A 22,744-nucleotide genomic window follows, 5' to 3' on the forward strand; every position below is an offset into this window, starting at 1 on the left:
ATGAAAATAGGACTCACTTATGATTCAAGGGCGGAATATCTCAAAGAGGGATATTCCATGGAAGAAACAGCAGAATTCGACAAAGAGAGTACCATTGAAGGGATAGAGCTGGCGATCCGAAATATCGGCTATGAAACTGAAAGGATTGGAAACTCGAACTCCCTGATGAGGCATTTGTTAACCGGCCGGCGCTGGGATTTAGTCTTCAACATTTCTGAAGGCCTCTACGGCGAAGGCCGGGAATCACTGGTACCTGCCCTGTTGGACAGCTTTAAAATTCCCTATGTATTTTCGGGCCCCGTAACACTGGGGATTTCCCTGAATAAAGCCTTTGCGAAACAAATCATCAGAGACAGCCATCTCAACACCCCCCCTTTCAGTGTTGTGACAAAGAGGGCAGATATTCCACTCGTAAAACTCGACTACCCCCTGTTTGTCAAACCGATTTCAGAGGGAACCGGCAAAGGAATTGATGCCAGATCCAAAATTAATAATGCCACAGAACTTGAGGACGTCTGCTCCTCTCTCCTCCCAAAATTCAATCAAGCAGTTCTGGTTGAGGAGTATCTGCCGGGAAGAGAATTTACTGTTGGTGTCCTTAAAACTGGGGACGATGCCTACGTACCAGGAGCGATGGAGATTGTCTATAAGAATAGTTCAAACAACATTTATTCCTATGAGAATAAAGAGAACTATGAGGAGATAGTGGACTATACTTCCGTAGAGGGAGATCTCTTAAAAGAGTGTGAAGAACTGGCTCTCAAGGTGTGGAAGGCTTTAAACTGTTTTGACGGGGGGCGTGTTGATATGAAGATCGACAAATCGGGGAAAATGAGTTTTATAGAGGTGAACCCACTGGCCGGTCTGAATCCAGAAACTTCGGATCTACCTATTTTATGCAGACTCAACAACATGGACTACCAGAAAATCATTGAAGAGATTCTTGATTCAGCCATAAAAAGAAATTTTACTCATGATTAAAGTCGTGATTCTTCATAACCAAATTGAGAACCATTCAATCGATGAGTTGGATGTGCTGGCACAACAAGATCTTGTCATGAAAGCCTGTATTAACTTAGGGTATGAAACGACAACAATGACCATCGGAGATGATCTGAAAAATGATCTAATCCGGGTAAAAAGTTCAGCCCCCGATATAGTTTTCAACCTCACAGAAGCCACCTGGGGATATGGTGAATTAATCTATATGGCTCCTGCTGTTCTGAATGCATTTAAAATATCCTACACAGGGGTTCCCCTGGATGCTCTTTTCATAACGACCAATAAAGTTCTGGCAAAAGAATTGATGCTGCGGGAAGGGCTGCCAACGGCTCCCTTCTTTAAGATAAACGAGACCTCCTTACTTGATCCCCTGAAGAAATATATTGTGAAACCCATATGGGAAGAAGCCTCTGTCGGAATTAAGGAGGACTTAATATTTACTCCTTCAGAAACAGAGAAAATGATGAAAATACAGTCTTTATCTGATTCTCATTTTTTCATTGAAGAATTTATTGACGGCAGAGAGATCAATATTAGCATGCTTGCTGGATCCGACGGTCCGGAAATTCTGCCTCCCGCGGAAATCATCTTTTCTGACTATTTCAAAGACAAACCCAAAATAGTGGGTTATAAAGCCAAATGGGATGAGGACAGTGAAGAGTATAAACAAACCAACAGGAAATTTGGAACTCTTGAGGATGACCCCACCATAAAGGCCTCCCTGAATGAGATTTGTATGAAGTGTTGGAAAGTCTTTAATCTGCATGGCTATATCCGCATTGATGTAAGACTGGATAATGGGGGAGATCCCTATATTTTAGAGATTAATGGGAACCCCTGCATATCTCCGGACAGCGGTTTTATGGCCGCTGCTGATCGAGCCTGTTATTCAAGAGAAACTGTAGTGGAAAGAATCCTAAAGGACGCAAATTAACAAGTGATGAAATACAGAACAAGTTTGAAAAAATCTGATATCCCCTCTATGAAGGAAATCCTCGTATCAAGCGGATTTTTCTATGAGACAGAAGTTGAAATAGCTCTGGAACTGGCCCTAGAGAACCTTCAGAAGGGTGCAGAAAGAAGCGGATATTATTTTATTCTAGCAGAGGAATTAGAAAAGCCCTTAGGATTCGCTTGCTTCGGTCCCGTCCCTGGAACGCAAAGTAGCTATGACTTATATTGGATTGCTGTTCATAAATCGGAAAGAGGGAAAGGAATTGGCACGATTCTCATGAATAAGACACGAGAAACAATAAAGAAACAGGGAGGACAGAATATCTGGATTGAAACTTCTTCCCGTCCCCTTTATGCGCCTACACGCCAATTTTATCGGAACTATGGCTGCAAACAAGTGGCTGAGATTAATGAATTCTATGGAGAAAAAGATAATAAAATAATTTTTGGAATAAAAAGTTCTTAATTTTACTCTTATGATTCTCCTGAATCTATTATTGATTCCAGATATTGGCTTTAAGAGCAATGCATGAGAAATATTTTAATATTGTGTTCAGAATAAAGGATAAAAAATGAAAAAGGAACTTAAAGAGAATCAGAATGACAGTGACCCTCCCTCTGCTATAGAGGAACACAAAGAGGAGACGATCCCCTTAACGACTGTGGCTGAAGAAAAACCCTTTGTTAAATCTGAAATTAAAACATCAGATTTTAATATTATTAGCAAAGAGACAGAAGATTTCAGGGCTAGGTTTTTCCCCCAGGCAAGTGAAAAACAGTGGAATAGCTGGAGATGGCAAATTCAAAATAGCTATACCCAATTTAACAAACTATCCGAGGTCATCGATGTAAAAAATATTGATGACCTTGCATTTTTATCCAAATCAAGAAAACTCCCCCTGCGGATTACCCCCTATTATGCCAGTTTACTGGATAAACAGGGTTCTGATTCTCCCATTGCCAAGACGGTTGTGCCGTCAAAGCTGGAATTGATTGTTTCTGAAGGAGAAGAGTCAGACCCTCTCCATGAAGATAGTATGTGCCCCGTACCCAACCTTGTTCACCGCTATCCAGACAGAACCCTCCTGCTTTCAACAGGTTTTTGTTCCGTCTATTGCAGGTATTGTACCCGGTCTCACATGGTCCTGAAGGATAAAAAACATTTTGGAACCAAAGCCTGGTCTGATTCCATTGATTATATAAGAAACAACCCCGAAGTTAGGGATGTCATAATCTCCGGGGGAGATCCTCTCACAATCAATGACAAACACCTTGAATTGCTTGTGTCCTCTATCAGGGCGATTCCTCATGTTGAAATTATCAGAATAGGGACAAAGGTCCCCATAGTTCTCCCCCAGCGTATCACAAAGAACCTGGTTAAGATGTTGAAAAAATACCATCCCTTATATCTGAGTATTCATGTGACCCATCCGGATGAAATAACCCCGGAGGTAGCAGAAGCGGTGACACGTTTAGCCGATGCTGGAATTGTTCTTGGCAGCCAAACTGTATTGCTCAAAGGTGTCAATGATAGTGTTGAAGTGATGAAGGAACTCATGCTGAAACTCTTGAAAATTCGTATAAGACCCTATTATATCTATCAATGCGATCCAATTCCGGGTTCTTCACACTTTAGAACCCCTGTCTCAAAAGGTTTGGAAATCATCCAGGGATTGAGAGGGTTTATCAGCGGTTATGCCATACCTCATTATGTCATTGATGCTCCCGGAGGCGGAGGAAAGATCCCACTCTTACCTGAGTATTATCAGGGACGAGAGGGAGATTATGTGCTGATTAAAAACTTTGAAGGCAAACAGTATAAGTATTATGATCCAATTTTATGATCTATTTTGACTGAAAGCCAACAGCTCTTTCGAGCAAATATTCTTACCATTTGAGCCTGAAGTTCCTGTCATCGGGATAGCTATCCAGGGGCAGACTTCGGGCAAAACCGCTCATACGGTTCCCCGAGGCCATCAGAAGTTCCAACCCTCCGGATTGAAGTATGGATGAGGGGAGATAGGCCTCCAGTCCCTGCTGCGCATAGAGGTTCACAAGAAAAAAATACTCTGCCATCAGGCGGGCGTCCTCCTCGGAGGCATCCTCCAGCAGGCGTTCATACCGGCCTGTGTAGGACCGGGCTATTCCAATATCTCTATTGTAATTCAGAATAGCTTGTTGGCCGTCACGGAGCATATTGTCTCTTAAATCGGCTGTGGAGATATAGAGTTCTTCATCATCCCAGCCAATGAGACGATAGGAGTGGGGATATATCTGGAGAGACCCTGTGGTCAACCCGTAAAAAGAGTTGTCTCCTCTCAGATACTCCTTAATATCACTCTTGTGTATATGACCCGATAAACCGATTTTCACTCCATGATCCATCAGGAGATTCAGCATCCTGTTCTCATCATTGACCATAAAGTTGCTCAAATCGAGACCAATTTCATAGTGCCTCAGCAGGTTATGATGAGACATCATGATGACACGTTTCCCCTCTGCCCTCTTGAGAGCCTCAAGAACAAAGTCATACTGTTCAGGATTAAAGCCGCCCCGGGCAACACTGTAACCCCAGTGATAGTTGTCCTGATAATAGGAGCTGTCCAGAGACAGGAGTAATACATCGTCCTCCAGAGCCACCAAATATGAAAGACTCGTAGGATCATTCAGAAGGGCTTCATTAAACCCGAAGTCTTCGTAAATCTCCCTGAATTCCTCAGGGGTCACACTAGGGACACTCTCGGTGCCCGAACCAACGATGCGAAAGGCTCTGGGATTATTGATGTCATGGTTTCCTGTGGTAATGAAGACATGAATTCCATCGTCTTCAAATCCTCCTAGAATGTCAGCCATCTCTTCATGTGTGGCTCTTGTTCCCAAAACAGAGAGGTCTCCTGAAAGAAGAAGAGTACTGACCCCTCGGCTGAGTAGATCAGCCTTAAGAATCTCCATCATTTCCGTAGTGTAGAGGACAGTCCTGCCCTCGTTATTCCGTGAGAACTCTTCAAAACCCGCAGAAGCTGGATCGTAGAGAGACCTTGCATAATGATGAACGTCTGAAACATGGGCGATCTTGGAGCGCCCTTTCAAAAACAGATCTTTTTCACTGAGAGAAGAATACAGCTCATTATCTATATCCAACTCGGGATATTTCACAGGACTCTGTGCCTTTCCCAATGAGAATGGCCGGACCTCAGAAGATTGTCCGCAAGAGAGAAATATTAAAGGAAATCCCAGAAGAGCTGCAATTGTTATTTTTTTGATCATATATGAAGGAAGTTTACCATGATTGGACAGATCATTAAAAGCAGTCGAACTGTTGTGCAGGAATCCTAACCGGCCACAGCCCATCAGTAACCCCTTTCCAACCACTATATTGAACAATACAAATCGCGTGTATACAATCCTGAGAACGATGCAGAACCTCAATGACCCTGACATGGAAGACTGGGAGGATGAATTCTTTGAGAATATCATCCTGACCCATAGTGATCTCTCCGGAAAGACCTTCCAGGACTGTCAGTTTAAATCCTGCCGCATCAGCGACAGTCTCCTCAGGGGGAGCAGTTTTAGAAACTGCCTGTTTGAAGAGTGCGAACTGACTCTTCTAAAAGTAGACAATGCCGGATTCAGCAATTGCCAGTTTACGGAGTCTATGCTGCAGGGAATCAACTTTTCGGAGTGTAACACCCCCCTATTCTACCCGGATTTTGAGAAGTGCGAGATCCGTCACTGCTTTTTCAGCAACATGGATCTTAAAAAGAAAGTCTTTAGGGATTCCAAATTCCAGGACTGTGAGTTTTTCAGAATTGATTTCAGAGAGGCTGATTTTTCGAGAACGGCATTCAGCGAGACTCCCTTCAGTGAATGCGACCTGAGAAAAGCCAACTTTACCGAAGCCAGAGGTTACACCATCCAACCAGAGCAAAACAAACTCAGGGGGGCCGTCTTCAGCTACCCCGATGTGACCGCACTATTGGCCCCCCTGGGGATTGTGATCAAGGATTAATGGGCATAGACATCAGGATGTCACCGCATCGAGGATGGCCATGCACTTCATTCCTTCTTCGAGAGAACAGGGATTGGGACCAAGCCCCTGGAAGTAGTCTACTGTTTTCTGAATCATAGGCTGCTGAATATTCACAGGGTTATCAAAAGAAAAAATATGTTCATCTGATCCGCGCACCAGGGAAACCTTGTCCCCAAAGAACGAGAAACGAATAACCCCTTCAGAGCCATAAATCTCGCAGAGATCACTTCCCTGATTCATGTCATCAATACAGAAAGACCAAAGGCCCTCCAAAGGAATTCCAGAATCAAAAAGGATATGGGCCGCAACAAAGTCATCCGCAGGATTCTTAGCAGACCGATTGGTGGAATATCCACGAACCTCACGGACTTCTCCAAAGTAATAGAGCATCAAGTCTATCTGATGGGGTCCAATATCATGAAACAAGCCTCCTCCTGAGACTTCGGGATTCACCCGCCAATGATCTTCGGTCACGGTCATGATCTCCGATTCCTCTTTTTGAAACACTCTTATATTGACAAACTGGACAGTTCCGATGGCTCCGGAATCCAGCAATTCCTTCACCTTTAAAAAAGCACCAAGCCCCCTGCGGTAGTGAGCCACAACGAGTTTTCTCCCGCTGGACTCCAGCACGGGCTGAATTTCACGACATTCGGCTTCTGTAAGGCATACAGGCTTCTCTAAATAAACATCTTTACCTGCCTCAAGAGCCCGTATGGCCAAGTCTTTGTGGGATGAGGGAGGAGTCGCGATATAAATACTGTTTATATCCTCCCGGCTAAGAACGTCCTCCACCGTGGAGTACCAGGAAGGCACTCCATGCCTGCGGGCAAAATCCTCCGCCTTGGCAGGATTTCGTCTCATCACCGCTTTCAGTTCTGATCTATCGGCTTTTTGAAATGCCGGTCCGCTCTTTATTTCTGCCACATCTCCGGCTCCAATGATGGCCCAGGTTGTCATTTTGGTATTAATGCTTTTGTTCATACTGTTATTCTATAAGGAAAATAGGTTAGAATCATGCCGGAATGAATAAAATCCCGTATTTTGTGTGCTTAAAACATCACTCCCAGGATCATTATTAGACAAAATAGTGCCGAAACCGGCGACAAGGATATTCTATTGAACTTTATAACATTGATATTCACAGCCTTAGCCCTCTCCATGGATGCCTTTGCTGCGTCCCTAAGCTGCGGATGCACCATGGATAATTTCAAACACAATCACTGCCTTCTCACTGCATCCCTGTTTGGCCTGTTTCAGGGAGCCATGCCTCTAGCCGGCTGGTGGGGAGCATCCCTGTTTTCGGGGTCATGGCTTGATGCCTATGGTCACTGGATATCTTTTGCCTTATTGGCTTTCATTGGTGGTAAAATGATATGGGAGAGCCTTCATCCTGAAGGCGTATGCCCCGATCCAGAGGACTCTTTTAAACTGACCAATCTTCTGACTTTGTCAGTGGCTACCAGCATCGATGCTCTGGCCGTCGGCATCAGTCTCTCATTCCTTGGATCAGGGATTTACTTTGAAGCAGCTGTTATCGCGGCGGTAACCTTTGGTATCTCCTATTTGGGAGTACATGCCGGTCATCGGCTGAGCCATCTCTTTGGCGAAAGGATGGAAACAGTAGGAGGTATCATCCTCATACTGATCGGAACCACTATTGTTCTAGATCATTCACCCTTACTATAGCGGATCATCATTGTCCCAGCCCTAATCACTTCCCTTACGAATCAAAAAGGGATGAGAAAGAATGAATTGCCAGCCCCGCTCGGTTCTCTCTTCGAGATCGGGAAGCCCGAATAGCTGTTCCAAAAAGAAGGCTGTGGCTCCATGGGCAACTGTACTCTCACCCAAATCAGAAAATTCAATCTGGCATTCGACCTGGTTAGAATAGGGCCATGACTCATTGATGCAAGTTCTTAAGGCCTCTTTGACAAGGGAGTCGGTATCACAAAGAACACCACCCACAACGACCCGGGTCAAATTTAAAATATTAACAAGAAATGAAATTGTCCGGCTAATTTCCTGCACGATTAATCTAAGCTGGACAGGATTACTCCAGAGATTACTCAATTCAGAAGGTTCAATGGAAAACTGACCGGACCCGTCCCTGTTTTTAAAAACACTTGTATACTCCCCTGCAGAATAGTCTCTTCCGGTATGAACCTGCCCTCTTAAAACAAGACCGACACCCACGGCCAGACTTTGAAGCCCCGGAGACCGAACATCCACATCACGGAATTCCGTAAGAAGGAACAGGCTGTTTTCTTCCCTGCTTGCTTTTTGATCGGCCAGATCTCCCCAGCAGCAGCAGTTAGCATCATTTTCTATCAAAACAGGAATACCGGCGGCTCTAGAAGCGGCTTCAACAAAAGGTAGAGGAGAGTCGATGCCAAAGGCCATGGAATAACAGACAGTCCCCTCTTTTGTATCCACAACGCCCGGCAGGCCCAAGGCGATTCCGGCAACCTTGTATTCAGCCAAAGCGGGTTTCAACTCATCCAAAACACACAGAAAATATTCAAGAAGAGAAGAATCTGAGTCCGCAAGTTTTCCTGATTGAGTAAACACAACTTGTCCCCAGGCATTGCTGATAACCCCATGGTAATACTCCGTCTGGAATTCGATCCCCAGAACATAGCAGAAATCCTGACGGATACCCAACGCCACAGGAGGTCTGCCTCCCAAGGGAGAGGATTCCCCTTCTTCAATTTCTTCTGCAATTCCCTTATCGAGGAGAATTTGGACATTTTTGGTGACAGTTGACTTATTAAGACCCAATTCACGGCACATCAGAGCACGGGAGGAACCACGATTCATCCAGAGAAATCGGAGGATTCTGGACATATTGATATTATTGATTTGATTCTGTGTGGCCATTTTCCCTTGACTCCAAGTCATTCTCATGACACAATTATAGGTATGTTTGAATCTCAAACATACCTATAATATAATTTGTTCCTCCCCATTTAGCAAGTCATTTTCCTCCTGGTTGGAACAAAGCAGAGGAGCCCTCAATGAAGTATGGTTTTTTTGATGACCACAACCGCGAATATGTTATTACCAGTCCTGCCACCCCCTACCCCTGGATCAACTATCTGGGTAGCCATGATTTCTTTTCCCTCCTGTCTAATACTGCCGGAGGATACAGTTTTTTCAGAGATGCCAGACTGAGGAGACTCACCCGCTACCGTTACAATAATGTCCCCATCGATACAGGAGGCCGCTACTTCTATATCAAGGAAGGAGAGACTCTCTGGAATCCGGGATGGAAACCTGTTAAAACAGAACTTGATAGTTACGAATGCCGTCACGGAATGGGATACTCCCGTATCACAGGGATGAAGAATCAACTGGAAGCGGAAACAACCTTCCTAGTGCCCTCAGATGGCAGCACAGTAGAAATGCAGAAATTGATGCTCCGCAACACCGCTAGTGAGACAAAGACATTCCAGCTCTACTCCTTTATGGAGTTTTGCCTTTGGAACGCCTGGGATGATCAAACCAACTTTCAAAGGAATTTCAGCACAGGAGAAGTGGAGGTCCATGGGCCTACCATCTATCATAAGACAGAATTCAGAGAGAGACGAAACCATTATGCCTGGTATCATGCCAGTGAAACACCCCAGGGATTCGATACAGACAGAGAAACCTTTACAGGGCTCTATAGCAGCTATGAAAATCCCGACCAGGTCATAAAGGGTACCAGCGGCAACAGCCTTGCCTCAGGATGGTCTCCTATAGCCTCCCATCGTTTTGATATTACCCTGAAGGCAGGAGAAGAAAAAGCACTCGTTTTTCTCTTAGGTTACACCGAGGTTGATCCTGCAGAGAAATGGGAGAGTCCTGGAAAAATCAACAGGACTCCCGCCGAGAAGTTGCAGGAAGACTATGGCAACGTGGCCGCCTTTGATAAGGCTCTGGAGGAACTGCAGATCCATTGGCAGAACCTTCTGTCCCGGTTCAGCGTGTCTACACCGGATGAAAAAGTCAACCGCATGGTCAACACATGGAACCAGTACCAGTGTACTGTGACCTACAATATGGCCCGAAGCGCCTCATACTTTGAGTCTGGAATCGGTCGGGGAATCGGCTTTAGAGACACCAGCCAGGACATGCTGGGATGCGTTCATCAGTTTCCGGAAAGGGTGAAGACCAGACTCCTGGATGTAGCCTCAACACAGTTTTCTGACGGGAGTGCCTACCACCAATTCCAACCCCTGACCAAGAAGGGAAATGCCGATGTGGGGGGAGATTTCAACGATGACCCTCTGTGGCTCATCATGGGTATCTGTCGTTACATCAAGGAAACGGGAGATTTTTCCATCCTGGACGAAAAGGTAGCTTTTGATGATGTCCCCGGGGTTCCCGAAACAATAGCCACCCATCTGGAACGGTCTTTCTCCTTCACTCAGAACAACCTGGGGCCCCATGGATTGCCTCTGATTGGCAGGGCCGACTGGAATGACTGTTTGAATCTCAACTGCTTTTCAGAAAATCCGGATGACTCCTTTCAAACCACCACAAACAAGAAAGGAGATACTGCCGAATCTTTGATGATTGCCGGAATGTTCTCCTATATTGGCGAAGAGTATGCCCAACTTCTGGAACAGATAGGACAATCCGAAGCGGCTCTCAAGGCAAGACAGGCTGTACTCAAAATGAACACCGCTGTTGAAAACGCAGGCTGGGACGGTGAATGGTTCCTTAGGGCCTATGATGCCCTGGGTGCTAAGGTCGGCAGTAAAGAGAATAAAGACGGCCAGATCTTCATTGAGAGCCAGGGATTCTGCTCCATGGCCCGCATTGGTGAAAGCAAGGGGTGGCCCCGTAAAGCCTTGGACTCGGTGGAGAAAAAGTTGGCTACAGATCACGGTATTATGATCCTCCAGCCGGCTTACCAGGAGTATCATTTGGAATTGGGAGAAGTCTCATCCTATCCGCCGGGATACAAAGAAAATGCGGGAATTTTCTGCCACAACAATCCCTGGGTCATGATTGGGGAAGCCATGGAAAAACAGGGGGACAAAGTCTTTGATTATTACAGCCGAATCTGCCCGGCCTTCCGGGAAGATATCAGCGATATTCATAGAACAGAACCCTATGTCTATTCTCAGATGATTGCCGGGAAGGATGCCGCAAACCATGGAGAGGCCAAAAACTCATGGCTCACAGGAACAGCCTCCTGGAATTTTGTAGTCATCAGTCAGTGGATACTGGGGCTCCGACCTCACTGGCAGGGGCTGGAAATTGATCCCTGCATCCCCAGCAACTGGCCCGAGTTTAGAGCCTCCAGGGTTTTCAGAAACAATCGTTACAATGTCATTGTAAGAAATCCAGAGGGGGTAAACTCTGGGATAAAAACAATATTGGTAAACGGTGAAGAATTCAAATCCGGTATTCTACCCCTCAAGGAATCTTTTACCCAATGGGAAGTTGTAGTAACTCTGGGATGATATAGTGCCCCCTTCAGTCAATACAACCTCAAGCCATTTTAAGTTAGGTTCTCCGGAATAAATCTCATCCGGAGAATTTTCATTCAGATTCTGATGTGGTCTGACCGAATTATAGAAATTAAAATACTTCAATAAAAACTTTACGAAAATTTTTCAATGTAAATATTATCCAAAGCACGACTTTTCCATCCATGCTGATACGAACCATTTCTCCTTCCAGGAGGGATGTGAATTCATTACTAGTGAATTGGCAACCTTGATCTGTATTAAATATCTTAGGCAATCCATATCCCATTATGGCCTGCATCAAAGCGTCCATTCCAAATACTGTATCCATCGTGTTGCTGACATTCAAGGATAATATCTTCCGGCTATACAAGTCTATGATTGCAACGACATAGACTATTCCACCGGGAATATTTACATAGGTGATGTCTGAAGTCTACACATGATTCGGATGCGTTATATTCAAGTTTATGCAAACCTGGAACTTTATTCTAGATTGGTCAGCTGTGATACCAGATTATATTATATAGACCTGTATCTCTTTTGTTATTTAACAACTAGAACTTCTTCATCAGAACCTATTTATAGACTCATTCCTCATCCAAAAGATTTCTAATTGATGAGCAATTGATTGAACGAGAATCAAACAGATGCTAATCTTATTGTTATAGGCTTTTTTAATGCGCTTCGATCCTCTTGAGTTCATCTAAGATTTTTTTATAAACAGCCGGTGAAAAATCACCTACACAGGATTTATCTGTATAAACAGCTTCTAAACCTTCTTCTTTATAGATAGTAAAGATTTTATAATCTTCACTATCCTGATTAACTTGCTCAAATGATAGTGCCGCCAGATAAACACGACAGATATTTTTAATTGGAAGGTTTCTTTGAACAGCCTCAGCCATAGCGCCCACAATACGATCATTCCCGGAAAGTTTCCTGGATAAATCTCTACCAACTCTCTGAACAGTATCACCAAGCGAGGTATTTGAAAAACGAGTTAGCAAATCGTCAATATGATCTGTAAGATCCTTAATAGTGAAAACTTCCGGATACTCACTGAGTAAAATATTTGCCCCTTCTGTCATAACATTTCGAATTTCTTCAACAAAGTCCTTATCTTTCATAAGAGGTGCTAGATAAGTCTCGTTAGGAAAATACTGTCTCCCAAGGTAGGCTGCCGCTGCATGCCCCAAATTGTGAATAAACAACTTTCGATCAACCCAAGGCTTTATAGGTGAAACTAGTTGAATGCAGGGAGATTGCGGTATAGGCCCGATAAATCCATCTTTATCCAAGATTAATGTATTATATGGCTCAGCCTTCATACCCAAAGAGTCCTGTATTATATCTTGTTCTGTCCGTAGGGGAACCATCTTTCCAATACTGGTTTCTACAAGACCTAAATGACTCTCAACAGGAAAAGATCCACTAAGAGATTCAAGGATCTTTCCATGACAAAAAGAGGATGCATTCCTAAGATTTTCTGCAAGAATAATATCTAGCGGTATATATTCTTTCTCATTATTGATTCGTCCAGAGAGGGTCTCTGCAATAAGCTTAGACACGGCTTCAAGGCCAGCTAATCCTACTGATGTAACCATTAGAGGGATTCTCATTAACAGGGGAAAAAGAGCCTCTTTATTAGATAATGCAACAGGATGAAATCCTTGAACAATTCGGATAGTTTCTTCCTCATTGGAACATATTCTAATATTGTATTGCCCAGCTTTTTTCAGGGACGTAATTAATTTAGTATTAATATCGGCTAAATAAACTGTATAACCTGCATCAAGGAAGATTGGGGTGATGAATGAACGGCCAATATTACCCGCCCCAAAAATCAATACTTCTTTACTCATGAAATCTGCTCCCTATAATGACTCTTTATCTCATTAATTCTTGTCTTTTTATAGCCTTGTTCTGTTTCTGTATAGACACCACCCATCTGATATAAAGCAAAGCCTCCAGCACTGACTCCCTCAATGATTGAATCTTCAAGATCAATTAATTCAGATGTTTTTTTAGAGATCTGCCTGGCAATAGAAACAATAATACCTCCCATAAAGTTATCACCACAGCCTGTTGTATCGCCTCTTTTTTCAGGATGGAGTCTAAGGTCTTCGTTAACCCATTGACTCACTGGAAATTTTTTTCCATTTATGGGAATAAATTTATCCGATCCAGTTTTAACATAAATTCTATCATTACCCTGAGTTATAATACAGGCTCCACAACCCTGACCTAGAAAGTAATCAGCAGCATCAGCAACACTGTCTGTCATAGAAAGCCGATGAGCTTCTTCTTTATCCGTAATAAGGATGTCAATCCAAGGATAGGCAGACTCTTCATGAGTCCCCAATGGCCAAGGACCTTCAGGATCTGTAGCCTGATTACGAAAATCATAAACAGTTCCAACGATGTTGAATCCGTTACGTTCTCTTGCTTTTCTTGTCAGTGTGCCCAGACTGTCATGTAAGGGAGGGACAAGGGCAGTTCCCCCCCAGACAAAGATATCACTGTTGAAAAAATTATCATCAATCATATCAGGAGAAAATGCCATTGCACTTCCTAATGTGTTAATAAAAGTTCGCTCACCTGAACCTTCATTCCATTCTGGATCAGATAGTACTATGGTAGATGGAACTGGCAGTCCTATCGCAATATTTGAATGAAAATGCAAAGAGAACCCTGACATATCTTTTTGAAGCCTTTTTGATTCCGCATCATCTCCCAGACAGGAATAAAGAATGATCTCCCATTCAGAGGGGAGCATCTGGGCACTGTGAACCAACGAAACTAATGCAGGACCACCCAAATTTACAGTATCAGGATCCTGACCATTTGTTATTTGTTCTATACAGGACTCAACAGAAGAGTTCTTATATTCTGATAAATTTTCAGCAAAAACAAGTTCACCAGGAGTGACCCCTCCATCCCCTGGAGTTATTGACAGAAAATCACGGAAACTCTGAGCATTGAATGAAATGTGCTTATATAAGTAATCATAGAGACAACAACCAGCTCCACTAATTCTCATGACCATGACTCCATCGCAAGTATATGACTATAATCTGACCCGATTAAACGATATGGCTGTTCATTTTCTTCAATTTTAGGAAATCGACCGACAGCTTTAAAAAAATTATTATCACTACTATCGTCATTGACCATTGAAACCTCTCCAACTAGTACAGGACCTTTGCCTTCTTCACCCCAGAATGTATGAAATACTTTCCGGGGAATGGTAACACTCTCTCCAGGTTTAAGACTTACTGTTTCTCCAGCTGTAATGACTGTCTCAGAACCATCAATACTCAAGACAATATTCTCAGGAGAAAATTGATCATTTTCGTCAGCCATATAAAATTTAATAAGTAGATTTCCCCCTCCCCTGTTTATAATATCTTCCATTTTAACCCAGTGGTAATGCATAGGAGTATATTGATTTTCCTGAACAATCATAATTTTTTCAGCATAAGATTTACTATAGACTGAATCACCAAGTCTACCATTTCTCAAAGTAAAAAGAAGCAATCCCTCTTCCTCAAAATTGTCATGACCAAAGTCTGTAATATCCCAACCCAGCTGTAGGTCCAGTATTTCTTTGTACCTGCTAATATTTTCTACCCAATCATTCTTAGAAAAATGGGCAAAAGGTGGTAACATAAAGTTCATTTTTTCAAAAAACTGTATGGATTCTTTTATTATTTGATTTATTTTTGAGCGTGTCACAATTCCCTCCTAAAAATATCATTTTATCACCTAGAAAGATAACTTATATTATAATTTATTGCTTATAAATGTTGCTTTATTGCTATTTTGACATCATAATTGTTTCTTTATGAAGTACGAAGATAAGTATCATCCCTCTGACCAACTGATTTTCAGATCTCTTGAAGAGGACGAATTTGAATTAACATCCGATTATCTTATTAATCTCAGGGCTAGACAATTTTCAAGGGATCACAAATCCCAGCTTCACTACCATAATACTCTTGAAATAGATATAAACCATGGAGTATGTGGGTCAGCATGGATTGATGGAGACAATATGGATCTGGAAGAATTAGATGTAATAGTGACTCCCCCTGGGACATTGCACTCTTTTGATTTTATTGCTGGAAATGGAACATTTGATGTTCTGCATATATCACTGACAACTCTGGGAAAATATCTTAATATAAAACAGATTTTTGGATCAGATTATACTACCATGAAAAGAATCACTTATATTAATCCAGCATATCGTGAATTGGCTTCAATAATTGAAGAAATTAAGAAAATAGAAGAAAAAGATTTTTTCTCTCAACTTAAATTAATACTAGATATTTTTGGAATATTATTCAAAGAATTAAGATACTATCCTGATGATTCCAAAGAGTCCAATATACTAAAGAAGGTGATTGACTTTACAGAATTAAACTACCACAAAAATATTGATTTGAATACGATATCTTCTTTTGCAGGTTTATCAAGATCCTATTTCAGTCGTTATTTTAAAAGTCTGACTGGAACTGGATACTTCACATATCTAACATTAATGAGATTAGATAAAGCAAAAGAGAAAATCCGTGAGGGTCAAAGTATTACTGAAAGCTGTTACAATTCTGGGTTTGAAAATGTATCATATTTTATCCAATTATTTAAAAAACATAATGATGGACTATCTCCCGGAAAATATAGAACCAAACTATATGAATGAATGGCGAGTCTCCCTGATCATTTTAAGAATAAAAAAGGAAATTATTATACAAGTAGCAAATGAATCACATTTAGTTCTATTGACCTCTACCCCAATAATTCGTACCACAATCTAGATTAGTTTTCAGTAAGCTGAAAACAAAACCTGTTACTGGACGAATATTGGGGGGAGATCAATTGTTCTCATAGATTTCACATCTGTTCCGACATATTCACCATTGGAACATACCCATTTTCCATGAGGTCTATTATTTGGCTAAATGCTTAAACACAGGTTTTCAACGCCATAGAATTTATACTGATCAAATTTAATATCATTATAAACATTTCAGGGACCAACTGAATTTACATATCTAATCAGATTATGAACAAGGATGTCCATTTATTTTTACTTTCATAGAGAATCCTCTAAAAAACGTTAAAAATCAATAGCTATATATTATTATTTGTTTGAATCAAGAAGAATTCTATGTGGACAGAAGCAAAAACTTCTGTCCTCTAATAATCCAAGAAGTCTATTCCGGAAATTCTTCTTTATAGTTATCAGGTGTGACGATTTTCCCTCCTGTATCAATGAACAAACCGGGGAATCCTTCTTTCTTCAGTCCGCCATTTATAGAGCCACCTGTTATAAGATTATGGAGATTCTCAACACTCAAATATCCCATGGAATAAAAATCCTGTCCGACAGCCACATCAATCAAATCTTTGTCAAAGAATGCTTTAGAGCTTGGAAAGACATCCATAGTAACAACTTTATGGTTTTCAGGATCAGACAGTTTCCACTTTGTCATTTCCGGCAGAGCTCCGGGCTGTACAATATAAGGCCAGCCACCGGCCATGAACCAAGCATCAATTTCTGGATTTGCTCTTGTATAGTCTTCAACAATCGTTACTGATTTATCCACATCATCGTCACAGGCTCCTGTGTATACTACCTCAAGATTTGAATCTGCAATTGTATCAAGGAATCCACTTTTTCTGGATTCAATATCAAATGCTCCTGGAATCCCTTCCAGGATGGCTACTTTGACTGTATTACTGGTGCCTGAGAAAAGCTTCAGCATTTCTTCTCCACAAGTAACACCAGCCTGGTAGTTTTCGGTTCCTGCATAGAACTCTCGACCGCTTTCAGGGGAATCTGCATCGAAAGTTGATACAATGATGCCTTTGCTGATGGCTAATTTTAAAACATCTTTCAGTGCATCAGGATGATTGCAGCTTATCGCAATTCCATCAACGTTTCTGGCAATAAGCCCTTCAATAACCTCTGCCTGTAGCTGTGCTTCTGCTCTTACGGGCGCTTGCCATTCCATTGTGATACCCAGATCTTTCCCTGCCTGCTCCGCTCCTTCCTTGGCAGGGAGAAAGACAACATTTCCCAATTGCTGTGGTACAACAGCGATAATTACTTTCTTCTCTTTTGTATCCTGCGAACCTGCGGCGTACAGAATGGTTGAAAGACATACAAACAATAGAAATAGAAATTGTTTCTTCATAGAGACACTCCTTTTAATAGAAACAGCGTTGAATGCCGCTGAATGCATCCGTCCAATTTTTAAATGAACCGGGATTCCATGTAATTTTGGTTCATTCTCATGAGCTTTTTCTGGATCGTCTCAACTGGTCTAAGGTAACCGCGAGAATAATGACAAATCCGATGATAAATTGCTGCCAATGTGATTTTATAGATAATAAGACCAGTGCGTTTCTAAGGATTCCCATTATTGCAGCACCGATAATTGTTCCTGATATGGTTCCGGCTCCCCCAATAAGTGACGCACCGCCTATAATAACAGCTGCTATGGCATCCAGCTCGTATCCCTGCCCTGCGGTGGGTTGTCCGATCCCCAATTTGGAAGCGGTGATAATTCCTGCAATTCCATAGAGACAACCACCAAGTGAATAAACGAGGAGTTTTAACTTATCTGTATTTATTCCGGAGATTCTGGTTGCTTCCTCATTCCCTCCGAGGGCGTAAATATGACGCCCGATAACTGTCTTATTCAGGAATATTGAAAATATTATTGCAAGAAATACCATAACCCATATGGGTGCTGGAATTGAAAGGTAGAATCCTTGTCCTAAGAACAGAAAATCTTCTGTGATTCCAGTAACTGGATATCCCTCAGTGAGGATATAACAAAGGCTTCTTACTATACTCAGCATTCCCAGTGTAGCGATAAACGGAGGAAGTTTCACTTTTACGATAAGTAGTCCGTTTGTCAATCCCAGAACAGTTCCAATAAGCATCCCCAGCAGGATTGAGGGTATTACAGGCAACCCCAGATCAACCATGCCCATGCTCGCAATAACACCTGCAAGACCAAAAATAGATCCGATAGATAGGTCGATCCCACCGGTGATGATCACCATTAATACTCCGATTCCTGCAATAGCATAGGCTGAGGAATTCTTGGCAACAGCAAGGAGATTATTCATGGATCTGAAAGGGGGACTGACGATATACATGGCGATGCACATACCCATCATCACAACAAAGATACTGAATGACGAGTTCTTCAAAATTCTCTTAATTATACTCGTAAATCCAATTGGATTTACTTCAACATTAGTAATTTTCATTATTCTATCCTTTTTTATTTATGAGATTGCCAGACTCATAATACTTTCCTGATTTGCTTCTTCACGGAGGAGTTCTCCACAGATCCTACCTTCCTGCATCACTACAATTCTGTCGGACATCCCAAGAATCTCCGGAAGTTCTGATGAGATCATAATTATGGCAACTCCATCTCTGGCTAGTTTTGACATCAGAGCGTGGATCTCCTTTTTACTGCCCACATCAATTCCCCGGGTCGGTTCATCTAGAATCAAAATTTTGGGCGTGATCGCTAGCCATTTTCCAATGACGACTTTCTGCTGATTACCTCCAGAAAGATTCTTAATAATTTGTTCAACTCCGGGAGTTTTTACTCTCAGTAAATCCACATAATGTTTACTTAAAGACATTTCCTTTTTAAAAAGAATAAAATGAAAGCGAGACAAGGTATTCAAGCAAGCCAAAGTAAGATTTTCTCTTAAAGTCATTCCTAATACAAGAGCCTGTTCCTTTCTATCTTCCGGAAGAAAGCCTATTCCCTGATTCAAAGCATCTACAGTGGACTTTATATTTACCTCTTTACCGTTTATCCTGACTATGCCACTTTCTTTTTTATCTATTCCAAAAATAGCTCGCATGACTTCAGATCTTCCTGCACCAACCAGACCGGCAAATCCAAGGATTTCGCCCTTTCTGATATTGAAACTGATATCTTTAAGAAATCCTTTTGTTGAAAGGTTTTCCACTTCCATGATGACATCAGAGATTTCTGCCTGTTCTTTAGCAAATATGTCATCAATCTCTCGTCCTACCATATGCCGGATTACCTCATTTTTATTTGTTGAGGCGATATCCAGTGTACAGATCATTTCTCCATCCCGCATGATGGCGACCTTATCGGCAACTCTGAAAATTTCATTCATTCGATGAGTGATGAAAATAACGGATACATTTTTCTTCTTCAAATTATCAATGATTTCAAATAGAGTATTAGTTTCAGATTCGGTCAGTGATGAGGTCGGTTCATCCATAATGATAAGTTTTGCATCCAGAGATAGAGCCCTGGCGACCTCAATCATCTGCTTCTGAGCTGTCGAAAGCTGGCTGACTAGAATATTTGAATCAAAATCCATGCCGACAGTTTTGATGAATGCCCTGGCTTCTTCATGCATCGCATTCTTATCAATGAAACCCTTGTTGTTTTGTTCCTGGCCTAGGAAGATATTTTCAGCAATGTTCAAATTGGGTACCAGATTAAGTTCCTGATAAATCATACTAATGCCAAGATGGATTGCACTGAGAGTATTGTGAATGTCTACCTTCTCTCCCTGAATTATTATATCTCCACCATCCTTGGCATACACACCCATAAGGATTTTCATCAATGTTGATTTTCCGGCGCCGTTTTCCCCCATGAGGGCCACAACTTCTCCCTGGTTCATTACAAAATCAATGCCTTTTAGAGCCAGAACACCAGGAAACTGTTTTACAATTTTATTCATCTGAAGATAAGGAACATTAACATTCTCTTCTTTATTCATTTAGCAATCCATTTTATTGAAGTTGATTCACTGTTCAAACACATTGTTTGTCAGGTCCTAGCTCTATATCTCTGATCAGTGTATTTCTACTCTACAGTCCCCTATTTTTGGTCTGTAATAGTTGAATTTCACAGATGGATGATCAGCAAGAATTGACATAGGTACAGCAGTATCAATGATTTTTTTGGAGATCATAAACGCTGTAAGTCTCATTCCGAAAGGATTATCATGTGTGCCTGAATGCCATATTGATACTTCTCCGGATTTCCATGTTTCTATCGGGCCGACTGTTATTGCCTTAACTGGAACTCCGGTAACCACTCCGCCTCCGGATGTTCTTGCGTTCTGCATCAGGGTGACAGGATGAAGGTCTATTACTCTGGCAGATAATTGACGATATACTTCGGGGCTGGGTGGTGCTTTATCATAAGGAGCTTCTCTTTTAAATGGATCATTGAATGCCCAATGTTTGACATCACCCTGTCCTCCCTGCATAATTTCGCATTTTATGCTGTCGTATGATGCCGTATACTTCTCGATATTGTCCGCTTTCAGAAAATGGATATTTTCATCCGGCATCCTCAAAGATGGATCTATTCTGTTAAAGCACAATTCCAGGTTAGCCCGTGCAAAGCTAAGGGGATGAGTAACGGGAACTTCTTTTCCGTTTTCAACCCATTCATCCATTGCCCAGAAATGCCCTTCCTTTACGTTCAATTTCAAATCATTGATAATCCTGGCGACCAGCGGGAGCTGTTCGGTGGGACCTATTGGTCCACAAAGTCCTTTGGGATTATCAGCAGTAGATTTCATCCATGTGTTGATATATTCGAGTGCTTCTGCCAGATAGAATTCCTCCAACGTATCATACATGACAATTTGAAATCCCTCCCTGTTTAGCTGTTCCAGATCTTTGACTGACATGGATGCCGCAGCATCTAGTATTTCTTTATCTAGGGTCGTATAGTCCCACCAACTATTAGCTACAAGACTGTTATTACGCATAAAGTAACTCCTGTTTAAATATTTTATGACACAATTAAGATAACTCAATGTTAGCATAGCGGTTCTAAACCTGTCAATAAATATATTCATTATCTAAATACAATTGATTTAGTCCTTTTTAACTAATTTAATGTTACATCATTATTGTTTTATATTACTATTTCATGTATTTTAAATAAGTTAATTGTTGTAATACCGAATGGGAGTATCTATGAAGAGAATGAAAATCAGTAATGCCATGAATGCCTCGAAGCAAAGTCAGGTGAATATTTCTCTTGTATTTAATTATCTAAGGGAAAATCTTTCTGCAAACCGCTCCAGAATTGCAGAAGATCTCGGGTTGAGTATTCCGGCTGTTTCCAGAGCTGTAGATTTTTTGGAGGAGACCAATCGGATCACTCCCTTAAAGGATTCAAACAGTTCAGCCAGAAGAGGAACTCCTGTCTATGCCATTAATGAAGGTTTTGGTTATATCATTGCAATAGATCTCTTTCAAAACTTTAGCACAGCAGTTATCGTAGATTATTCAGTACATATCAAATCACGTTTAAAAGGATTTCACTCCAATTCATCACAAGATATCAAACGGGATCTTTTTAAAATGATTGACAGCAGTATTGATCAGTATAAATCAGAGTCCCCCTCATCAGAGGGAGGGCTAAAAGCAATTGGAATAGGAGTTCCCGCAGTAGTTAACCAAACAACAGATAAACTTCAAATGGTCTATTATGAAAGTATGAAGGAGGTGCAGTTACGGGAAGTCATAGAAAATCGATATGGAGTTCCTGTGTTTGTCGAGAACATATGTTCCCTCTCCGCTTTTGCAGAGAAAAAAAAGATGAAGGAAGCGTCCCCACAAACACTCATCTTTGTTGAAATTGGAAACTGCATCGGATCTGGAATACTCCTGGATGGTAAAGTGTACCGGGGAAATGGTTTTGCCGGGGAAATTGGTTATTCTCTGATAGGATTGGAGCATACCGGTTATCTAGGACGAAAAAAAGACTACCTGGAAAATAATGCCTCACTTTCCGCTCTTCGACAAAATATTTTAAGAGAGCTAGCTTGTGGTGTTGATTCATCCCTTGCCGGCATATATAAGGAAGACAAGGAGAGCATTACCCCTGAACTGATATTCAGGGATGCTGCTAAAGGAGATTCTCTCTGCAGAAATGAGATTGCAGAAATATTGAATTTTTTTATTCCAGCACTCCATAATATGATTGTTATGCTAAATCCAGAAGTCATCATATTGGGAGGAGACATCTGCTTTCTGCCAGAAATTGACAACCTTTTTGTGAAACCAATAAAGGAGAGTCTATCCCGCTCACTTCCTTTCCCGATCCCTGAAATTGGAATCTCCACATTAGGTTCGGAAGCGGGTATTCTAGGTGCGGCGGCCCTTGCTGTCGATTCTTTATTACTTGAAGAGTTCCCCTATTTGAGTACAACGGTCTGAAAGAATAATAATAAAAGTATT

The 22,744-nt window shown here is 41.7% G+C and carries 20 protein-coding genes; 9 read left to right on the forward strand and 11 right to left on the reverse strand.

The window, feature by feature from the left end; translation table 11 throughout:
- From EXM22_RS10160 to EXM22_RS10175, 4 genes are all read left to right on the forward strand, one after another.
- Positions 1–981, forward strand: coding sequence for a D-alanine--D-alanine ligase family protein (locus EXM22_RS10160; protein ID WP_149486414.1), 981 nt, complete (start codon positions 1–3; stop codon positions 979–981).
- A complete protein-coding gene (locus EXM22_RS10165) occupies positions 974–1,936 on the forward strand; it encodes a D-alanine--D-alanine ligase family protein (RefSeq protein ID WP_149486415.1) in 963 nt (320 codons plus the stop codon). The genes EXM22_RS10160 and EXM22_RS10165 overlap by 8 nt, the downstream gene beginning before the upstream one ends.
- A gap of 6 nt (positions 1,937–1,942) precedes the next feature.
- On the forward strand, positions 1,943–2,422 hold the full coding sequence (locus tag EXM22_RS10170; protein ID WP_149486416.1) for a GNAT family N-acetyltransferase: 480 nt from the start codon (positions 1,943–1,945) through the stop codon (positions 2,420–2,422).
- Between the two features lie 106 nt (positions 2,423–2,528).
- Positions 2,529–3,800 (forward strand): KamA family radical SAM protein, encoded by a 1,272-nt coding sequence (locus EXM22_RS10175; protein ID WP_149486417.1) that lies wholly within the window; start codon positions 2,529–2,531, stop codon positions 3,798–3,800.
- 43 nt (positions 3,801–3,843) lie between these two features.
- Here the strand turns inward: EXM22_RS10175 and EXM22_RS10180 are convergent, their stop codons facing one another.
- Positions 3,844–5,223: a metallophosphoesterase family protein gene (locus EXM22_RS10180; protein WP_168203448.1), complete on the reverse strand. Its 1,380-nt coding sequence runs from the start codon at positions 5,221–5,223 to the stop codon at positions 3,844–3,846.
- 22 nt (positions 5,224–5,245) lie between these two features.
- Between EXM22_RS10180 and EXM22_RS10185 the strand changes: the two genes are divergently transcribed.
- Positions 5,246–5,965: a pentapeptide repeat-containing protein gene (locus EXM22_RS10185; protein WP_168203449.1), complete on the forward strand. Its 720-nt coding sequence runs from the start codon at positions 5,246–5,248 to the stop codon at positions 5,963–5,965.
- A gap of 12 nt (positions 5,966–5,977) precedes the next feature.
- Here the strand turns inward: EXM22_RS10185 and EXM22_RS10190 are convergent, their stop codons facing one another.
- Positions 5,978–6,970, reverse strand: a complete 993-nt coding sequence (locus EXM22_RS10190; RefSeq protein WP_210411448.1) for a Gfo/Idh/MocA family protein — start codon at positions 6,968–6,970, stop codon at positions 5,978–5,980.
- A gap of 135 nt (positions 6,971–7,105) precedes the next feature.
- Between EXM22_RS10190 and EXM22_RS10195 the strand changes: the two genes are divergently transcribed.
- Positions 7,106–7,675 (forward strand): manganese efflux pump MntP, encoded by a 570-nt coding sequence (locus EXM22_RS10195; protein WP_149486420.1) that lies wholly within the window; start codon positions 7,106–7,108, stop codon positions 7,673–7,675.
- A gap of 21 nt (positions 7,676–7,696) precedes the next feature.
- Here EXM22_RS10195 and EXM22_RS10200 read toward each other — a convergent pair whose 3' ends face one another.
- On the reverse strand, positions 7,697–8,893 hold the full coding sequence (locus tag EXM22_RS10200) for an ROK family protein (RefSeq protein WP_149486421.1): 1,197 nt from the start codon (positions 8,891–8,893) through the stop codon (positions 7,697–7,699).
- Between the two features lie 110 nt (positions 8,894–9,003).
- Here EXM22_RS10200 and EXM22_RS10205 point away from each other — a divergent pair, with 110 nt between their 5' ends.
- Positions 9,004–11,442 carry a glycoside hydrolase family 94 protein gene (locus EXM22_RS10205; RefSeq protein ID WP_149486422.1) on the forward strand — a complete coding sequence of 813 codons (2,439 nt, stop codon included), beginning with the start codon at positions 9,004–9,006 and terminating at the stop codon, positions 11,440–11,442.
- A gap of 118 nt (positions 11,443–11,560) precedes the next feature.
- On the opposite strand, the gene EXM22_RS10210 is transcribed toward EXM22_RS10205, so the two are convergent.
- From EXM22_RS10210 to EXM22_RS10225, 4 genes are all read right to left on the reverse strand, one after another.
- Positions 11,561–11,875 (reverse strand): DDE-type integrase/transposase/recombinase, encoded by a 315-nt coding sequence (locus EXM22_RS10210; protein ID WP_149486423.1) that lies wholly within the window; start codon positions 11,873–11,875, stop codon positions 11,561–11,563.
- A gap of 250 nt (positions 11,876–12,125) precedes the next feature.
- Entirely contained in the window at positions 12,126–13,313 is a 1,188-nt protein-coding gene (locus EXM22_RS10215) for a mannitol dehydrogenase family protein (RefSeq protein ID WP_149486424.1), read from the reverse strand.
- Positions 13,310–14,491 carry a carbohydrate kinase family protein gene (locus tag EXM22_RS10220; protein WP_168203450.1) on the reverse strand — a complete coding sequence of 394 codons (1,182 nt, stop codon included), beginning with the start codon at positions 14,489–14,491 and terminating at the stop codon, positions 13,310–13,312. The genes EXM22_RS10215 and EXM22_RS10220 overlap by 4 nt, the downstream gene beginning before the upstream one ends.
- Positions 14,488–15,186: a D-lyxose/D-mannose family sugar isomerase gene (locus EXM22_RS10225; protein WP_149486426.1), complete on the reverse strand. Its 699-nt coding sequence runs from the start codon at positions 15,184–15,186 to the stop codon at positions 14,488–14,490. Before EXM22_RS10225 ends, EXM22_RS10220 begins: the two co-directional genes overlap by 4 nt.
- 109 nt (positions 15,187–15,295) lie before the next feature.
- On the opposite strand from EXM22_RS10225, the gene EXM22_RS10230 reads away from it, so the two are divergent.
- On the forward strand, positions 15,296–16,156 hold the full coding sequence (locus tag EXM22_RS10230) for an AraC family transcriptional regulator (protein WP_149486427.1): 861 nt from the start codon (positions 15,296–15,298) through the stop codon (positions 16,154–16,156).
- A 514-nt stretch (positions 16,157–16,670) separates the two neighbouring features.
- On the opposite strand, the gene EXM22_RS10235 is transcribed toward EXM22_RS10230, so the two are convergent.
- The 4 genes from EXM22_RS10235 to EXM22_RS10250 form a co-directional block, all read right to left on the reverse strand.
- Complete coding sequence (locus EXM22_RS10235) at positions 16,671–17,654, reverse strand: substrate-binding domain-containing protein (protein ID WP_168203451.1); 984 nt, start codon at positions 17,652–17,654, stop codon at positions 16,671–16,673.
- A 97-nt stretch (positions 17,655–17,751) separates the two neighbouring features.
- Positions 17,752–18,741: an ABC transporter permease gene (locus EXM22_RS10240; RefSeq protein WP_149486429.1), complete on the reverse strand. Its 990-nt coding sequence runs from the start codon at positions 18,739–18,741 to the stop codon at positions 17,752–17,754.
- Between the two features lie 18 nt (positions 18,742–18,759).
- Positions 18,760–20,259 carry a sugar ABC transporter ATP-binding protein gene (locus EXM22_RS10245; protein ID WP_149486430.1) on the reverse strand — a complete coding sequence of 500 codons (1,500 nt, stop codon included), beginning with the start codon at positions 20,257–20,259 and terminating at the stop codon, positions 18,760–18,762.
- A 75-nt stretch (positions 20,260–20,334) separates the two neighbouring features.
- Entirely contained in the window at positions 20,335–21,264 is a 930-nt protein-coding gene (locus EXM22_RS10250; RefSeq protein WP_149487970.1) for a sugar phosphate isomerase family, read from the reverse strand.
- A 211-nt stretch (positions 21,265–21,475) separates the two neighbouring features.
- Between EXM22_RS10250 and EXM22_RS10255 the strand changes: the two genes are divergently transcribed.
- Positions 21,476–22,723, forward strand: coding sequence for an ROK family protein (locus tag EXM22_RS10255; protein ID WP_168203452.1), 1,248 nt, complete (start codon positions 21,476–21,478; stop codon positions 22,721–22,723).
- Positions 22,724–22,744: the final 21 nt, after the last annotated feature.

The organism is Oceanispirochaeta crateris (genome assembly GCF_008329965.1).
In the GTDB taxonomy this organism is placed as follows: domain Bacteria; phylum Spirochaetota; class Spirochaetia; order DSM-2461; family DSM-2461; genus Oceanispirochaeta; species Oceanispirochaeta crateris.

What these genes read in the sequence shown, in the direction of transcription:
- EXM22_RS10160 (WP_149486414.1), top strand. Translation starts at nt 1, where the DNA reads ATGAAAATAGGACTCACTTATGATTCAAGGGCGGAATATCTCAAAGAG.
- EXM22_RS10165 (WP_149486415.1), top strand. Translation starts at nt 974, where the DNA reads ATGATTAAAGTCGTGATTCTTCATAACCAAATTGAGAACCATTCAATC.
- EXM22_RS10170 (WP_149486416.1), top strand. Translation starts at nt 1,943, where the DNA reads ATGAAATACAGAACAAGTTTGAAAAAATCTGATATCCCCTCTATGAAG.
- EXM22_RS10175 (WP_149486417.1), top strand. Translation starts at nt 2,529, where the DNA reads ATGAAAAAGGAACTTAAAGAGAATCAGAATGACAGTGACCCTCCCTCT.
- EXM22_RS10180 (WP_168203448.1), bottom strand. Translation starts at nt 5,223, where the DNA reads ATGATCAAAAAAATAACAATTGCAGCTCTTCTGGGATTTCCTTTAATA.
- EXM22_RS10190 (WP_210411448.1), bottom strand. Translation starts at nt 6,970, where the DNA reads ATGAACAAAAGCATTAATACCAAAATGACAACCTGGGCCATCATTGGA.
- EXM22_RS10200 (WP_149486421.1), bottom strand. Translation starts at nt 8,893, where the DNA reads ATGAGAATGACTTGGAGTCAAGGGAAAATGGCCACACAGAATCAAATC.
- EXM22_RS10205 (WP_149486422.1), top strand. Translation starts at nt 9,004, where the DNA reads ATGAAGTATGGTTTTTTTGATGACCACAACCGCGAATATGTTATTACC.
- EXM22_RS10215 (WP_149486424.1), bottom strand. Translation starts at nt 13,313, where the DNA reads ATGAGTAAAGAAGTATTGATTTTTGGGGCGGGTAATATTGGCCGTTCA.
- EXM22_RS10220 (WP_168203450.1), bottom strand. Translation starts at nt 14,491, where the DNA reads ATGAGAATTAGTGGAGCTGGTTGTTGTCTCTATGATTACTTATATAAG.
- EXM22_RS10230 (WP_149486427.1), top strand. Translation starts at nt 15,296, where the DNA reads ATGAAGTACGAAGATAAGTATCATCCCTCTGACCAACTGATTTTCAGA.
- EXM22_RS10235 (WP_168203451.1), bottom strand. Translation starts at nt 17,654, where the DNA reads ATGAAGAAACAATTTCTATTTCTATTGTTTGTATGTCTTTCAACCATT.
- EXM22_RS10240 (WP_149486429.1), bottom strand. Translation starts at nt 18,741, where the DNA reads ATGAAAATTACTAATGTTGAAGTAAATCCAATTGGATTTACGAGTATA.
- EXM22_RS10245 (WP_149486430.1), bottom strand. Translation starts at nt 20,259, where the DNA reads ATGAATAAAGAAGAGAATGTTAATGTTCCTTATCTTCAGATGAATAAA.
- EXM22_RS10250 (WP_149487970.1), bottom strand. Translation starts at nt 21,264, where the DNA reads ATGCGTAATAACAGTCTTGTAGCTAATAGTTGGTGGGACTATACGACC.
- EXM22_RS10255 (WP_168203452.1), top strand. Translation starts at nt 21,476, where the DNA reads ATGAAGAGAATGAAAATCAGTAATGCCATGAATGCCTCGAAGCAAAGT.